The organism is Streptomyces kunmingensis (assembly GCF_039533535.1).
Lineage (GTDB): Bacteria > Actinomycetota > Actinomycetes > Streptomycetales > Streptomycetaceae > Streptomyces > Streptomyces kunmingensis.
This window is the reverse complement of sequence record NZ_BAAATS010000028.1, coordinates 378823-394176: the sequence shown is the minus strand read 5'-3', so window position 1 is coordinate 394176 and position 15354 is coordinate 378823. Positions and strand designations below refer to the sequence as shown.

The following is a 15354-nucleotide window of genomic DNA, read 5'->3' as shown; positions in this document are numbered from 1 at the left end:
GACGCGGTCACGAGGACCGCGGGGCGCTCACACCGGCAGCGTCCCCGTCGCGGCCACCTTCGCGTACCAGCGGGCGCTGGCCTTGGGGGTGCGGGTGCCGGTCGGGTAGTCGACGTGGACCATGCCGAAGCGCTTGCTGTAGCCGTAGCCCCACTCGAAGTTGTCCAGCAGTGACCACAGGAAGTAGCCGCGGACGTCCGCGCCGGCGGCCATCGCCCGGTGCACGGCGGCCAGGTGGTCGCGGACGTAGGCGATGCGTTCCGGGTCGTTGACGTTGCCCTCGGGGTCCGCGTAGTCGTGGAAGGCGGCGCCGTTCTCGGTGATCACCAGAGGCAGGCCGGGGTGGTCGCCGCTCAGGCGGAGCAGAAGCTCCTCGAGTCCCGAGGCGTCGATCGTCCAGCCCATCGCGGTCCTGTCCCCGGGCGTGGGGTGGAAGGCGACGCGGTCCACACCCACCCACGGACTGTGCGCACTGGCGCCGTGGCCGTCGTTGCCGTGCGCCGGGTCGCCCTCGGAGACCAGGGTCGGCGAGTAGTAGTTGACGCCCAGGAAGTCCAGCGGCTGGTGGATCTCGGCCAGATCACCGTCCTCGACAAAGGACCAGTCGGTCAGCGGCGCGGTGTCCTTCAGCAGGTCCTCCGGGTACTCGCCGCGCAGCATCGGGCCAGTGAAGACCCGGTTGGCCAGCGCGTCGATACGCCTGGCGGCGTCCGCGTCCCCGGCCGCGTCGGTCAGCGGTCGCACGTGGTGCACATTGAGCGTCACCGAGACCTCGGCTGACGGGCGCAGCTCCGAGCGCAGCGCCTGAACGGCCAGACCGTGGCCCAGGTTGAGGTGGTGGGCGGCGCGCAGGGCGGCCACCGGCTCGGTGCGGCCGGGGGCGTGCACGCCGGAGCCGTAGCCGAGGAAGGCGCTGCACCAGGGCTCGTTGAGGGTGGTCCAGGTGTCGATGTGGTCGCCCAGGCCCTCGGCGGCGAGCGCCGCGTACTCGGCGAACCGCTCGGCAGTCTCCCGGACCGGCCAGCCACCCAGGTCCTCCAACTCCTGTGGCAGGTCCCAGTGGTAGAGCGTGGCGACCGGCTTGATGCCCTTCTCGCGCAGCGCGTCGGCCAGGCGCCGGTAGAAGTCGAGGCCCTTCTGCAGGGCCGGACCGCGGCCGGTCGGCTGGATGCGGGGCCAGGCCAGCGAGAAGCGGTAGGCCTTGACGCCCAGGCCGGCCATGATGTCGACGTCCTCGGCCCAGCGGTGATAGTGGTCGCAGGCGATGTCGCCGGTGTCGCCGTTGAGGACCTTTCCGGGGGTGCGCGCGTAGGTGTCCCAGATGGACGGGGTGCGGCCGTCCTCCTGGGCGGCTCCCTCGATCTGGTACGAGGCGGTCGCCGTGCCCCACAGGAAGTCGGCGGGGAACGTGAGCGCGGATGACATAGAGGGCTCCTCCGGGGCGAACAGGCGGTAGTAATACGGGAGTTGCTGCGCGGCGCGGTGGGTCAGCCCTTCACGGCGCCCTGCATGATGCCGCCGACGATCTGCCGGCCGAAGACCACGAACATCGCAAGGAGCGGCAGCGTGCCGAGCAGCGCGCCCGCCATGATCAGGGACTGGTCGCGCACGTAACCGGCGCTCAGCTGGGTGAGCGCGACGGGGACGGTCGGGTTGGTCATGTCCAGGGCGATGAACGGCCAGAAGAAGTCGTTCCAGGCGTGGACGAACGTGATCATGAAGATGACGGCCATGGGGGCGCGGGCGATCGGCAGCACGATGGACCAGAAGATGCGCAGCGAGTGCGCGCCGTCGACCCGGCCCGCCTCGACGAGCTCGTCGGGCAGTGACTCGGCGAAGTACTGCCGCATGAAGAACACGCCGACCGCGCTGACCAGCGTGGGGAAGATGACCGACGGCAGCTGCTGGCCCCAGCCGAGGTCGCTCATCATCATGAACAGCGGGACCACGCCCAGTTGCGGCGGCACCATCATGGTGGCGATGACGACCATGAGGAGGGCGTTGCGGCCCTTGAAGCGCAGTTTGGCGAAGGCGAAGCCGGCGAGGGTCGCGAAGAGCACGGTGGACAGCGAGATGGTCCCGGCCACGATCAGCGAGTTCATCATCGCCTTGCCCATGGCGGCCTCGGTCCAGGCCCGGGAGAGGTTGCTGAAGAGGTTCGGTCCCGGCAGGAACGGGGGCGGGGTCTGCGAGATCCGGCTGCTGTCGGTGGAGGCCGCCACCAGCGTCCAGTAGAGCGGGAAGAGCGAGACCAGGGCGGTGAATCCGAGCAGGACGTAGGCGAGAGGCCCCGCATGGTGCTGTTTGCCGGCGCCCTGCCTCAGGCGTCTGCGGCGGGCGGGGGCTGAGCTCTCGACGGCGCGGCGGCCCCCGGCGCCGGTCAGGACCGGAGCGGTGTCGGTGGTCATGGCGTGACTCCCCGGTCAGTGCGTGCGGTTGCGCAGGCGTGAGATGACGCGCTGCAGGACGAAGACGAGGACGAGCAGCAGGAACATCGCCCAGGCCACGGTGGCCGCGCGGCCCATCTGGTAGTTCTTCCAGCCCTCTTCGTAGAGCAGCAGGCCGAGGGTCTGGTACTGATTGTTGATGCCTCCGGTGACGCCGTTGGGGCCCTGGCCGAAGATCAGTGGTTCGCCGAAGAGCTGGGTGGCGCCGATCGTCGAGAGGACGATGGTGAAGACGATCGTCGCCCTGATGCCGGGGACCGTGACGGTGCGGAACTGCTGCCAGCGGTTGGCCCCGTCGATGGCGGCGGCCTCGTAGCGCTCCAGCGGCACGGCCTGCATGGCGGCCAGGTAGAGCAGGGCGTTGTAGCCGGTCCACCGCCAGATGACGATCGAGGAGATGGCCGTCTGGGAGGCCCCGGTGGAGTTCTCCCAGTCGATCGGATCGACGCCCACCAGGCCGAGACCCCAGTTGATCATGCCGAAGTCGCGCTGGAAGAGCATCGTGAAGACGAGCGCGGCGGCGCCGACCGAGGTGGCGTACGGGGTGATGGCGGCGACCCGGAAGAAGGTCGAGGCACGCATCCGGTAGTTGAGCAGATGAGCCAGGCCCAGGGCCATGAGCAGCTGCGGAACCGTGGAGATCACACCGATGGTGATGGTGTTGCGCAGCGCGTTCCAGAACCGTTCGTCGGCGATCAGCGCCGTGTAGTTGTCCAGGCCCCGCCAGGTCATGACGTCGAAGGTGGACAGCTCGACCTGGTGGAGGGAGATCCAGGCGGTGTAGATCAGCGGATAGAAGCTGAACGCCGCGAAGATGACGAAGAAGGGGGCGATGAACGCGTACGGCGCACCCTTCACATCGAGGAGATGCAGCAGCGGAACCTTCGAACGGGCCTTGCCGGCACCGTCCGGACGCACGGGTGAGCCGTGTGTCGGGGGCGGCTCGGCGTCCGAGCCGAGCTGGGTGGAGGTGGCCACCGGGGTCCTTCCGTCGGGCGGGCGGGTGAGCGAGGCGGCGGGTGCGGCCGGCGGTGATGCGGCCGCACCCGCTCGGTGCCGTACGCGTCAGCCGACGGCCTTCTTGACGCGCTCGTCGGTGGTCTTCCATGCCTGGGCCGGAGCCGTGCCGTTCTCGACCAGCTGGAGGCCCTGCGAGAAGGCGTCCTTGATGGTGCCGTCCTTACGGCCGAGCACCTGCTCGGCGGGGATCTCGTTGGCGGCCGCTCCGAAGATCTGGCCGGTCGGGGCGCCGGAGAAGTACTCCGACGTGGCGTCCTTCACCTTCGGGTCCTCGAGTGCGGTCTTGGAGGACGGGAAGTTGCCCAGCTTCTCGAAGAGGTAGGCCTGCTGCTCGGGGGCGGTCAGCCACGCGACGAGCTTCTTGGCCTCGTCCCTCACCGGGCTCTTCTCGGTGACCCCGAGGAAGGATCCGCCCCAGTTGGCGCCCTTGGGGGCCTTGGCGACGTCCCACTTGCCCTTGTTGGCGTCGCCTGCCTTGTCGCTGATGTGCGCGAGCATCCAGGCCGGGCAGACGGTGGTGGCGAAGGTACCGTTGGCGAGACCCGGGTCCCAACCGGGCTGGAACTGCGGCAACTTGGCGGTCAGGTTCTTCTTGGCGGCCTCGGACGAGAGGTCCCAGGCCTCCTTGATCGCGGGGTTGGTCTTGTAGATCAGCTGGCCCGACTTGTCGTAGTACTGCTCGGAGTTGCCGTAGACCATGGCGTTGAACAGGCCGGAGGCCGAGTCCAGGTACGAGACCTTCTTGTCCTTGTTGCCCTTGGCGAACTTCTCGCCGGTCTCGACGTACTTGGCCCAGTCCCCCGCCCACAGCTTGCCGACCTCCTCGCGGTCCGTGGGCAGCCCGGCCTGCTCGAAAAGGTCCTTGCGGTAGCAGACCGCCATCGGCCCTGTGTCCGTGCCGAGGCCCAGGACCTTGCCGTCCTTGGTGGTGATCTGGGCCTGCTTCCAGGGCAGGAAGTGGTCGGCGCCCTTGGTGCCCGCGAAGTCGGTGAACTTGCCGGCCTGCGTGTCGGTTATCTCCTTCGCCCGCCCGATCTCGATGCCCTGGACGTCCTTGAGTCCGGAGCCGCTGGCCAGGTGGGTCTGCAGAGCGGTGTAGTACGTCTGCTCGTCACCGGCCGCCTCGACCTTGACGGTGACGTCCGGGTTCTCCTTCTCGTACTTCTCGATCAGGCCGGTCTCCTTGAAGCCCATCACGCCGTACAGGCCCATGGTGATGGTGACCTTGCCGTCCTTGACGCCGCCGCCGGTGGCGCTCGCACCGTCTCCGCCGCAGCCCGAGAGCAAGGCTGCCGCCGCCGTACAGGCCACCATGGCTGTCATTCTTGTACGCAATTTTCGCTCGACCTTGAGCATGAACGTCCTCCCTGAGACGGCGCCGACGCACCCCACGGCGCGAGTCGGCCCGACATGCGGCCGCCCGCGGCAGATATGGCCAAGTTCCCAGCTCGGAGCGGGTTTTCCGGAGGCCGACGAACATGGTTGGGGGCCTCTGGAGGACCTGCGGAAGAGTTGGTGGGAACGTGCCCACTAGATGGGGGAAGACTGTCGGGCCGACAACTGCCGTGTCAAGAAGTCGAATTGAGCTCGTTTCCACCTCGTTATCGGCGAAAACTTTCGGAAGGCGCCACGGGGCGGGCAGAGTCGGAACGGCAACTGGCAGAATGCGCAGGCCGGGAGGGTCGGGCACCCACCAGGGCGGCCGTGGAGGCGAAGGGGAGGATCCGGGACGATGAGCGGCGACACCACACGAGAAGCGCCGGGCCGGGAGCGGAGCGGAAGCCGGGAACAACGGACGGCAGGCCGAGAGCCGCGAAGCGACAGCCGGGGACAGGGCCCACGCCTGGACCGCGGACAGAACACGGCGCCCGATTCCCGGCCGACCATCAAGACCGTGGCCGCCCGGGCCGGTGTCGGACGCACCACCGTCTCCCGGGTGGTGAACGGCTCGGAACTCGTCAGCGAGAAGGCGCGGGAGGCCGTACTCGCCGCCATCGCGGAACTGGGCTACGTCCCCAACTCCGTTGCCCGCGGCCTGGTCACCCGCCGTACCAACGCCGTCGCCCTGGTCATCCCCGAGTCCGAGAGCCGGCTCGGCTCGGAGCCCTACTTCTCGGCGGTGATCCGCGGGGTGAGCGCCGCGCTTGCCGACACCCGCACCCAGCTCCAGCTGATGCTCGTCCGCGACCAGGCCGAACGCGACCAGCTCACCCAGTCCGTCGCCGAACGCCGGGTCGACGGCGTCCTGTTGGTCTCGGTGCACGAACACGACGTCCTGCCGAGCCTGTTGGAGTCCGCCGGCCTGCCGACCGTCCTCGCGGGCCGCCGCCGCGAGGACGACCCGCTCAGTTACGTCTGCTCCGACAACCGGGGCGGGGCCGCCGCCGCCGTGCGCCACCTCCTGGACCGCGGCCGCCGCCGCATCGCCACCGTCGCGGGCCCTCAGGACATGGAGGTCGGCCGCAGCCGGCTGCACGGCTGCCAGGAAGCACTCGTCCAGGCCGGCATACCGGCCCGGGACCACCTGGTCGCCGTCGGGGACTTCACCGAGGAAGGAGCCCGCGAGGCGATGCGTTCGCTACTTGAACGCGCCCCGGACCTGGATGCGGTCTTCGCCGCCTCCGATCTGATGGCCGCGGGCATCCTGCTCGAACTGCGCGCCCAGGGACGCCGCGTGCCGCAGGACGTCTCGGTCGTCGGCTTCGAGGACTCCTACCTCGCCCGCCACACCAACCCGCCGCTCACAACCGTGCGCCAGCCCACGGAAGAGATCGGCGGCACGATCGCCCGGACCCTGCTGCGCGAGATCGAGAACCCGGCCCTCCCTCGCACTCGGCTCGTGCTCGACACGGAGCTGGTGGTGCGGGAGTCGTCGTGAATCAGGTCCGTCGGCCGGGGCCGAGCCAGGGACGACTTGTCCCCGGTCGGAACTGCCCTTCATCCGGTTTCCGGTTCGCATAAGGATTGCCCTGTTGAACAGAGGAGATCGGACGACGGACCGGGCGTTGCCGGACCCCACGCCGGCGGCTTTGGGACATGCGCGGCGGTCGGCCATGACGTTGTCCGTCCGACGGCCTCTTAGGATCTGACGATGCCCACCTGGAAGAAGACGCTGCGCGCTGCCGGAATCCGGCGCGCCGACCTGCACGCGGACTACTCCCGCCAACGCGACCTCGTGAAGGCCTTCGCGAAGAAGGAGTATCTGGCGGTGCGTCTCCTGTTGCCTCCAGCCCTGCATCCGCCGGTCATCGCCGCCGTGGCCTTCATGCACGCCACCGACGAACTCATCGACACCGGGGATGCCGCCGACCGCAAGAACGCGCTGGCGCAATGGGCCGAAGCGACCCGTGCCGCACTCGGCGAACCGGCGGCCGGCACCGACGCCACACTCCGGACGCTCGCCGACACCGTCACTCGCCACCCCGGCCTGCGACCGCGAGTGGAAGCCTTCCTGACCGGCGCGCACCTGGACGTCGACTACACGGGGTTCCGCTCCGAGGAACAGTTGCAGGAGTACGTCACCGGCTACTCGCTGCCCGCGTTCATGCTCATGGCCGGCTTCGTCGCCCCGGCCTGCACACGAGGCACGCATGGCGATCAGGCCGCCTTCGAAGCAGGGTGCCGAGCGTTGATCGAGTCGATGCAGCGTGTGGACTGGCTCGACGACCTCGCGGAGGACGCCGCCAACGGCGTGGTCGGTGTCCCCCAGCAGGATCTCGACCGGCATCAGCTGACTGTGGCCGACATCGCCCAGCCCACCGACAGCACCCGGCGCTCGCTGGCCGAGCTGGTCCAGGAACAGACCGCCCTGGCACAGGACCAGCTCCGCGCGGCAGGCCGGCTGCCCCAACTCGTCGCCCCGGCAACGCAGCCCTTCGTCACAGCGTTGTGCCGGCTTCAGCACCTCAAACTGGCCGCGGTCCGGCAGGCGGGCGGCGACCTTGCGGATGGAGGAGCCGAGGTGGCACTGCCTGCCGTCCTGAGAACACTGATCCGCCAGTACCGGGCGGCGTCACGCACCCGTACCCTCGCCCCACAAGATCCGGTGCAGGACGCCGTCGTGGCCGGGACGTGATCCGCGCCTGCCAGACTGCCGCGTATGCGGATGGTGACGAAGAGGTGCGTAGTGCTGGTGCTCACCGGGGTGCTCGGCATGGGTGCCGCGGCCTGTGGAGCCGAGAGTGACGACAGAAACGGCAGTGGCGAGGGAGGCACCGGACTCACATCGGCGCTGTCCGGCGTCCCCGCGTCGGCGGGCGAGCAGACCCTGACGTACCGCGACGTGAAGGCCGGGCGTCGGCTCGTCGCCGCGGACAAGGCGCTGTACGCGGGGCTCGGCGACTTCGGCGTCTGGGAGCTGGGCGGCAGGCGCGCGACCGCCGCCTCCGTGAAGGAGTCGTACGGCTTTTCCGCGAAGGACGTCGACACCTCGCTGATGGTGGGCGCGGGCCGGGCGCAGCGGCTGACGGGGGCGTTCGATGTGGAGGCGGCACGCAAGGCCATGGAGAAGGACGGCTACCGGTCCTCCGACAGGGACGGTGGCGTGCGCCTGAGCAAGGAGGGCCAGGCCACCTTCGACGTGTCCGGTTCCGTGCGCGTCACGAAGTGGCTCGACAGCGGCCCTGTCCTCCCGCTGGAGAAGCCCGAGCGCTCCGTCGCGGACGATGCCGCGTACAAGTCGGTGATCGCCTGCCTCGGAGACGACGTGTACGAGGCCGGCCTGTACGGGAAGCGCCCCGGGTACCGGAAGCAGGGCGTCGTCCTGGCCGGGATCGGTGGGCGCGCCCATGACTCCGCCTCGACCGAGAAGATGTGCGTGCTGAGCACGTCGAAGGACGCCGCCGAGAAGATCGCGGAGAAGCTGCGCGCCAAGACCGCCGCCGGTGAGCGGTACGCCGGGTCCCAGGTGGACGTCGGTGACGGCGACACCCCCATGGTCTCCATGTCCTGGAAGAACACCACGGAGTCCGGCCTGCGCCCGACCGACCAGGATCGCACGAACGAACTGCTGAAGCCCGTGCTGTATGCCTGGCGTTGACAGACCGCGGCCGCGTCGTGGGCCCGGCCGCGGCTGAAGCGGATCCGTTCCTATGACCGCGGTGTGCTGTCCGGGCGCCACTTGGTGGGACGAGGGTGCCCCGGCAGTTCGCGGGGGCCGACTCATAAGTGAGCCGGCGGCCCCGCCGCCTACGCCGCGACGCTCAGAGCCTCGGCCAGGGACAGCCCGCCGGTGTAGAGGGCGCGGCCGACGACGGCGCCCGCCACGCCCTGGGGAACGAGGGCGGCAATGTTGCGCAGATCGTTCAGATGCCGGATCCCACCGGCGGCCAGGACCGGGACGACGGTGCGGGCACATACCTCTTCGATGAGGGGGAGGTTGGGGCCGGCCAGGGAGCCTTCTTTGCCGATGTCGGTCACGAGCAGGCGTGCGCAGTCGGCGTGCTCCAGACGTTCGATGATCTCCCACAGGTCGCCGACGTCGCCTTCTCCGCCGTCCGTCGCCACACGCGGGCCCTGCGGCGTGGGGCGGACGAGGGTACTGACGCCAAGTCGCTCGCCGTGCTCGGCGATGGCTTCGGCGCACCAGTCGAGGTCGGTCAGGGCAGCGCTGCCCAGGTTCAGCCGGGCGCAGTGGGTACTGAGCGCACGGTGGAGGGTGTCCTGGTCGGCCACGGAGCAGAACAAAGCCTGGACGTCGATGTCGAGAGTGCTGATGATGCGCTCGGCGAGGTCGAAGTCGGCGTCGTGGGGTTGTGCGGAGACCGCGACGAGATGGAGCCAGCGTGCCCCCTCGCCCTGGAAGCGCAGGGCCACCTCGAACGCGTCCGTCTGGACCGCCTCGGGTACCGGCTGGTCCTCCACCAGGTGGACGACCTGACCGCGGTCGAGGTGGAGCGAGGGAAATACCGTGAAGGACACAGCTCTGCTCCCGTCGACGCGGCTCTCGGTGCGGCTCGACGGCGACATCGTCTCAGCCGTCGGCCGCACCGTCTGCGCTCCGGGCAAAGGCGCTGGAGTCAGAGTTCCAGCGGTTCGAGGTGGCGGGGGTCCAGGACGCGGCCGTCGGCGCCGAGCACCTGCTGGAGCCGGTCGACGACGCGCCGGTTCACCGTGTCGTGCACCGTAGGGTCGTCCAGGGCCGTGACCAGGTCGTCGTGGTGGCTCGGGACGATCACCGGCGGCCTGCCCAGAGTGGCGACGGCGCGCTCGAAGTAGTCGTGGACGGCCGCGTGCCCGCTGGCTCCGAGCACCAGGACGTCGGGGGTGGCTCCGGCAACCGCGCGGGCCGCGAAGTTGGCCGAGCCGCTGAGGAACATGACGCTCAGCCGGTCGCCCACCGTGACCTGGTAGCCCAGCGTGCCGCCTTCCACCAGATCCCCCAGCGTCCGGGGCCGGGCCGGGGGCGCGGTCAGGGTGCCGTACGGGTCGAAGCCGTAGCCGCCGAGCTGACTGTGCAGACTGCGCACCACCTCGATGGTGTAGTCGGGGCGGGACGGCTTGTCGGAGGACTGGAGGGGATGACGCAGGACCTCCTCCCCCGACACCGTCACCAGACGGTGCCTGCGCCCTGTGCCGGGGACGCCCATCGCGGTCAGCAGGTGCATATGCGTCTCGGTGCCCAGGACGTTGATCTCCTGGTCACGCCAGGCAGGGTGATCCAGCAGGTACGGCACGTCGGCGAGGTGGTCCCAGTGCCCGTGTGTCAGGAGGACGAACTCGGGCGCCGAGGTGAGGTGTTCGCGCAGCACCCAGTCGATGATTCTGTGGTTCACCTGCAGCTTGCGCGTCATATCGGCCGCACCGGCCGAGTCCGTGTAGGGCTGCCGGGTGAGGTACGGGTCGATCAGGATCCGGTGGCCGTCGAAGCTCAACTCCCAGCCCGCGATGCCGAGCCAGCGCAGTTTCACGCCGCTGCCTCCGAGACGGTTGTCGCGCACCGAACCGCCGAGCGGCACGGTGGCCGACGCGGTTCCAGGTGCCCCCGCGACTCCCAGTGCCCCCACGACGACGCTGTTCCTCAGGACGTTGCGCCGGCTCACACCTCGCGAAGCGGCTTGAGACTGCTGAGAGAACATGACGGACTCCTTCACCTGCTGGGGACATCAACTGCGCGGTTCTGACCGCGCCTTGAGTCCAGGAGTCAAACCGCACAGGCCCATCCGTGTCGAATACACTCTCGGCAACCGGTCGATTCATTCGGCATATCGCCGCAGACCACAGGGGCCCCATGCTGACCGAGCGGCATCTGGAGATCTTCGTCGCCATCGCGGAGGAGGGGCACTTCGGCGACGCCGCACAGCGCGTGGGCATCTCTCAGCCGCCCCTCTCGCAAGCCTTGCGACGGCTGGAAGCGCTCTTGGGAGTGCGACTGTTCGACCGGGAACGCGGCGTCTTTCTCACCGATGAGGGCGCAGCGCTGCTCCCGCACGCACGCCGGGCACTTTCCGCACTGGCCGAACTGCGGGAGACGGGCGCCAGGCAGAGCGCCGACGGACATCGTCTGCGGATCGGTCTGCCGCCCGAACTGCCTCCCCGGCTCGGCGCGATCGTCGCCGCCTCGCCCGTCCGGGCCGGCCTGCGGGCCAGGGTCTCGGTGGTGACGGCTCCGACGGCGACGCTGCTGACGGACGTCTCCGCGGGACGGCTCGACCTGGCCGTCGTCCGGCACCCCGTCGTCCTGCACGGCCTGTCCGCGGGACCCGTGACGCTGCTGCCGACGTGGCTGCTGGAGCCGGACGGCGGGGCCGGCCCCGGGGCGGCAGCTTCCTCGCCGTCGGACGCCGGGCACAGACCTCAGGCAGGGCGCTCCTGGCCCTACGCCGTCCGGCCGCGTGCCGAAGCGCCCGCAGCGCACGACCTGTTCCTGGACACGCTCGCGGGGCAGGGCCGTCGCGTCGAGACGGTGGTGATATCGGACGAACGCGCGGGGCTGGCGCTGGTCGCCGCCGGTCAGGCCATGCTCGTCACCGCGGACCCGGCGCTCTCGGCGGAGGGTGTCGTCAGGCGGCCGACCACCGACCCGTCGCTGCCGCTGCGACTGCGCGTGGTGTGGGACGCCCGGCGGCTCGCCGCCGCACACGCCACGGAAGCAGCCGAGATCATGGCCGACGCGTTGGCATCTTCCGACCCCTCGGGCGGGGAGGCGGACCGATGAGCGCGGCGGCCCCCGACCGGGCGATCCGGCGCACCCTTCGCGCCATGTTCGACGACGCCGGAGTCCGCGGCCTGCTTCATGTGGCCGAGGTGCACCGGCCGACGGCAGCGGTCACCCTCGACGCGGACGAGGCCGTACTGATGGGCTCGCTCTACAAGGTGCCCCTCATGGTGGCGTACTGCAGACAGGTGGACGCCGGCGTCCTCGACCCGCTGCAACGGATCACCCTCACGCCCAAGGACAGGCTGCCCGGACCCACCGGCATCTCACAGCTGCGCGACGAGGTGTCCATGTCCCTGCGCGACCTGGTCGTCATGATGATGGCCATCTCCGACAACGCGGCCGCCGACGCGGTGCTCCGCCACGTCGGCGCCGAAGCTTTCGACGACACTTGCCGCGCACTCGGCCTGCTACGCACGCGCCTGAACAACGGTGCCGCGGGAACCTTCGATCGGCTGATGGAACTGACGGGGGCCGCATCGGTGGACGCGGCGATGGCACGGATCGCGGACAACGATCAGGCAGCGCCGCCCGGGGTGTACGACCCCAGTTGGGTGGCCTCGACCACCCCGGCCGAGATGGCGCGACTGCTGCGCGGCATCTGGACGGACACCGCGGCCTCCCCCGCCGGCTGCGCGTTCATCCGCCGCACCATGCAACTCCAGCCCTGGCGGCACCGGCTCGCGGCGGGCTTCCCCTACGACGACGTAGCGGTGTACGGGAAGACCGCGACGTTCGGTGCCATGCGCCACGAAGCGGGCATGGTGCGATTCGCCGACGGCCACACCTACACGGCTGTCGTCTTGACCCAAGCCGCCCGCGCCGACCGCAGTCTCCCTCGCGCGGACGCGGTGATCGGCGCCGCAGCACGCAGAGCCGTGGAGTATCTGAGAGGGGACGCCTGACGCATGGTCGGAGAACCCCGCACGAAACCGGGAGGTCGCCGGTTCACGTGCGGGGCGCTCACGGGGCGTGCGCCGTCAGACTCCGGTCAGGGTGTACGTACCCGTTCCGTCCTGCCTGCCGCCGGAGTACTGCCGTATGAACTCCCCGTCCGCGTACCGGTCGTGGCCCATCATGGAGCCGGTGTACTTGTTCTGCACACCGATCTTCGAACTGCCGGGTACGTCGCGGTAGATGTAGAACCGCTGGAGGTCGTCCTCCGTGCAGGTGACCGTCGTCAGGACCGCCCGTTCGGTGGCCGCGTTCTGCTCGGCGATGGTCGCGCACCCACCGTTGCCCCAGTTCCACAAGGAAGCCTCGAGGACGCCGTCGTGCTCCGTCACGTTGCACAGGCGCCAGTTGTCCAGGTGGGCGCTGAAGATCGTCGAGGGCCGCAGGCGGACACCGTCGTCCGCCAGGAGCGGCGCGCCCCAGGACAGGGGCTTGCCGGGTACGGCGATCTTGTAGGTGGTGGGCTCGCAGTCGAGAGCGGCCCGCGCGCTACGCACGGTGGCCTTGGGCTGTTCGGCGGGCATGCCGCCGGCGAGAGCTGGGCGCTGCACGAGGCGGTCCCGCTTCTGCTTCGCCGTCGGCGCCACCGCACCCGCCGGCCGCTCGGCCTTCGCGGCGGCCGAGCCGCAGTCCAGAAGGTCTTGCGCCTTGGCCATGATGCTGTCTGCGGGCACGTTGTCCTGGCAGCGCACCGCGCCTTCCTCAAGGGTGGTGTAGGTGGTGAAACCGCCGCCGCCGGGCCCTTCGGTCCACTTCAACACCCAACTGCCGTCGCCCTGTTGGACGCGGTTGCAGTTGAGGCTCGCGTACGTACCGGTGACCTTCTTGGTGCCCTTGTAGACGCCGTAGTAGCCGGGCTGACTGAAGTTCCACTTGACCACGTTCGACACGCTGCTGGTGGAGGAGTACTCGACCTTCACGCTCAGGCCAAGCTTCGCGCCGACCTTGCCGAGTGCCTCGGCGTCGAAACTGCCCTCGACGTTGCCGTCGAGGCCGACGGAGACCGAGATGGTGGTCTCGGTGCTGGTGGTGATGGTCTGGTCGCCGGTCGAGCCCTCGGTGACGTACCAGCCCTTGAAGTGGGTGATAGCCGGGGACACTTCGGTGCTCTTGATGTATGGGTGGCGTGTGCCGAGGTCGGCCGCCGTACAGGTGTCGCCGGGCTGGGGCGCCGTCGTGTCGGTGGCTGTTGCAGCAGCCGACGAGGCGGTGAGGCCCATGGCGGTGACCGCCACGGTGACCGCCATGGCGGTCACCGCCATGGTTGATCTGCCGATGCGGCCGGCGGGTCTGATGGAACGCATGATCGCTTACTTCCCCCTGGTCGTGTACATGTCCGTTCGGGCTTGAATGTAGCGGCCACAGAGGTGGTGCCGTGAGACCGGAACTGGCCGCAAATGCCCATGGAGGGGCCTATTCCGCCCCTGACCCGGACCGTCGTTCCGACGACAGGTGCGAGCAGAGTCCGGCGCACACGGTGACTGACGGGGCGTCATAGAGGGACGACGCGGCAGAAGTTCCGCCTCACGGTTCAGTCGAGCAGCGCGGTCGCTTCGACCTCTACGAGCACATCCTCCTCGAAGAGGTACTCGACCCCGATGAGAGAGGCCGGGGGCATGGGCATCGGCAGTCCGATCTCCTCGGCCACGGCCTCCACGCCGGCCATGAAGTCGCCGATCCTCTCCGGGCTCCACCGGGTCACGTAGAACGTCAGGCGCACCACGTCCGCGAACGACGCGCCCGCGCCGGCCAGCCCGACGGAGGTGTTGCGCAGCGCTTGGGCGACCTGCCCGGCCAGGTCGCCGGGTGCGACCGGAGTTCCATCGGCTCGGCGTGCGATCTGCCCGCTGACGTGGACGTGCGTCGTTCCGGTGCCCACGGCCACGTGGTGATACGGAGTCGGCTGCAGCATGCCTTTGGGGGTGAAGCGCTGAACAGTCATCAGTACGTGCTCCCTCTTCTTCAGGTATCCGTAAGCTACTTAGTGGAAGAAGGACACTTCAACGAGACCAGGTTTCGCCATGGATACCAGGGATGACCTCCTCATCGCCGCGCCGCATCGTGAACTGCTGGACCAAGTGCTCGACAAGTGGTCGCTGGCCGTTCTCAGTGAGCTGTGCGAACGTCCCTGCCGCTTCAACGAGGTGCGCCGTGCCATCCCGCAGGTCACGCAGAAGTCCCTGACCGCGACCCTGCGGCGCCTCGAGCGGAACGGCGTGATCGAGCGCGAGGTGGTCTCCACCCGCCCGGTGGCGATCAAGTACCGGATCACACCACTCGGCAAGTCCCTGCGGCCTCCCGTCGATGTGCTGCTGGCCTGGGCCGCGCACAACATGCCCGCCATCACACGCGCCCGAGAAGCCTTCGACGTACGAAACGAGGCAACTCTCTGAGTCCTACCGGCTTCGTCAGCACATAGGCGGCCTCCGCTATCGCCGGTGGAGAACCGCCGGCACCGACGCGATCTCCTCCACCCGCACGGGGTCGGGCAGGACCGGCGCCACGTCGAGCCGCAGGGGGCGGAAGTTCTTCACCTCGTTACGGGTGATGAGTGTTCCGGATCAGCCGCGACTCCTCCAAGGCCAGCATCAGGTCGGCCAATTCCCCCGGCGCCGCCGAGGGCTGTCCGTACAGCAATTCCCTCGAGATCTTTGACGATAGCCTCGTAAACCCTCATGGCCCCTCCTTGCCGGGCCCGGAGTGACGCTCCCACCATGCGTACGCATTCAGTGCCTTCAGCGCTCCGGCAGCATATTCCTGCTCCTGAGCGACAGATGG

The 15354-nt window shown here is 69.3% G+C and carries 14 protein-coding genes; 6 read left to right on the top strand and 8 right to left on the bottom strand.

Annotation, left to right across the window (positions count from 1 at the left end; translation table 11 throughout):
- Positions 1-27: 27 nt before the first annotated feature.
- The 4 genes from ABD366_RS32780 to ABD366_RS32765 all read right to left on the bottom strand — a co-directional run bounded on the left by ABD366_RS32780 (position 28) and on the right by ABD366_RS32765 (position 4790).
- A complete protein-coding gene (locus ABD366_RS32780; RefSeq protein ID WP_324770890.1) occupies positions 28-1425 on the bottom strand; it encodes a GH1 family beta-glucosidase in 1398 nt (465 codons plus the stop codon).
- A 62-nt stretch (positions 1426-1487) separates the two neighbouring features.
- Positions 1488-2408, bottom strand: coding sequence for a carbohydrate ABC transporter permease (locus ABD366_RS32775; protein ID WP_324770891.1), 921 nt, complete (start codon positions 2406-2408; stop codon positions 1488-1490).
- 15 nt (positions 2409-2423) lie between these two features.
- Complete coding sequence (locus ABD366_RS32770) at positions 2424-3425, bottom strand: carbohydrate ABC transporter permease (protein ID WP_411293760.1); 1002 nt, start codon at positions 3423-3425, stop codon at positions 2424-2426.
- Between the two features lie 87 nt (positions 3426-3512).
- Positions 3513-4790 (bottom strand): ABC transporter substrate-binding protein, encoded by a 1278-nt coding sequence (locus tag ABD366_RS32765; RefSeq protein WP_411293761.1) that lies wholly within the window; start codon positions 4788-4790, stop codon positions 3513-3515.
- Positions 4791-5310: 520 nt separating this feature from the next.
- Here ABD366_RS32765 and ABD366_RS32760 point away from each other — a divergent pair.
- The 3 genes from ABD366_RS32760 to ABD366_RS32750 all read left to right on the top strand — a co-directional run bounded on the left by ABD366_RS32760 (position 5311) and on the right by ABD366_RS32750 (position 8505).
- On the top strand, positions 5311-6345 hold the full coding sequence (locus tag ABD366_RS32760) for a LacI family DNA-binding transcriptional regulator (RefSeq protein ID WP_324771042.1): 1035 nt from the start codon (positions 5311-5313) through the stop codon (positions 6343-6345).
- A 213-nt stretch (positions 6346-6558) separates the two neighbouring features.
- Entirely contained in the window at positions 6559-7542 is a 984-nt protein-coding gene (locus ABD366_RS32755) for a squalene/phytoene synthase family protein (protein ID WP_324770892.1), read from the top strand.
- Positions 7543-7566: 24 nt separating this feature from the next.
- Complete coding sequence (locus ABD366_RS32750; protein WP_324770893.1) at positions 7567-8505, top strand: hypothetical protein; 939 nt, start codon at positions 7567-7569, stop codon at positions 8503-8505.
- A gap of 149 nt (positions 8506-8654) precedes the next feature.
- Here the strand turns inward: ABD366_RS32750 and ABD366_RS32745 are convergent, their stop codons facing one another.
- Both ABD366_RS32745 and ABD366_RS32740 read right to left on the bottom strand, forming a co-directional pair.
- Positions 8655-9386 carry a HisA/HisF-related TIM barrel protein gene (locus ABD366_RS32745; RefSeq protein WP_324770894.1) on the bottom strand — a complete coding sequence of 244 codons (732 nt, stop codon included), beginning with the start codon at positions 9384-9386 and terminating at the stop codon, positions 8655-8657.
- Positions 9387-9484: 98 nt separating this feature from the next.
- On the bottom strand, positions 9485-10471 hold the full coding sequence (locus ABD366_RS32740; RefSeq protein WP_344442978.1) for an MBL fold metallo-hydrolase: 987 nt from the start codon (positions 10469-10471) through the stop codon (positions 9485-9487).
- Positions 10472-10695: 224 nt separating this feature from the next.
- Between ABD366_RS32740 and ABD366_RS32735 the strand changes: the two genes are divergently transcribed.
- Positions 10696-11622, top strand: a complete 927-nt coding sequence (locus ABD366_RS32735) for a LysR family transcriptional regulator (RefSeq protein WP_324770896.1) — start codon at positions 10696-10698, stop codon at positions 11620-11622.
- Complete coding sequence (locus ABD366_RS32730; protein WP_324770898.1) at positions 11619-12527, top strand: serine hydrolase; 909 nt, start codon at positions 11619-11621, stop codon at positions 12525-12527. The genes ABD366_RS32735 and ABD366_RS32730 overlap by 4 nt, the downstream gene beginning before the upstream one ends.
- 75 nt (positions 12528-12602) lie before the next feature.
- Here ABD366_RS32730 and ABD366_RS32725 read toward each other — a convergent pair whose 3' ends face one another.
- Together ABD366_RS32725 and ABD366_RS32720 are read right to left on the bottom strand one after the other, a co-directional pair.
- Positions 12603-13880, bottom strand: coding sequence for a hypothetical protein (locus ABD366_RS32725; protein WP_324770899.1), 1278 nt, complete (start codon positions 13878-13880; stop codon positions 12603-12605).
- Positions 13881-14107: 227 nt separating this feature from the next.
- Positions 14108-14518, bottom strand: coding sequence for a RidA family protein (locus ABD366_RS32720; RefSeq protein WP_324770900.1), 411 nt, complete (start codon positions 14516-14518; stop codon positions 14108-14110).
- A gap of 79 nt (positions 14519-14597) precedes the next feature.
- Here ABD366_RS32720 and ABD366_RS32715 point away from each other — a divergent pair, with 79 nt between their 5' ends.
- A complete protein-coding gene (locus tag ABD366_RS32715; RefSeq protein WP_324770901.1) occupies positions 14598-14969 on the top strand; it encodes a winged helix-turn-helix transcriptional regulator in 372 nt (123 codons plus the stop codon).
- Positions 14970-15354: the final 385 nt, after the last annotated feature.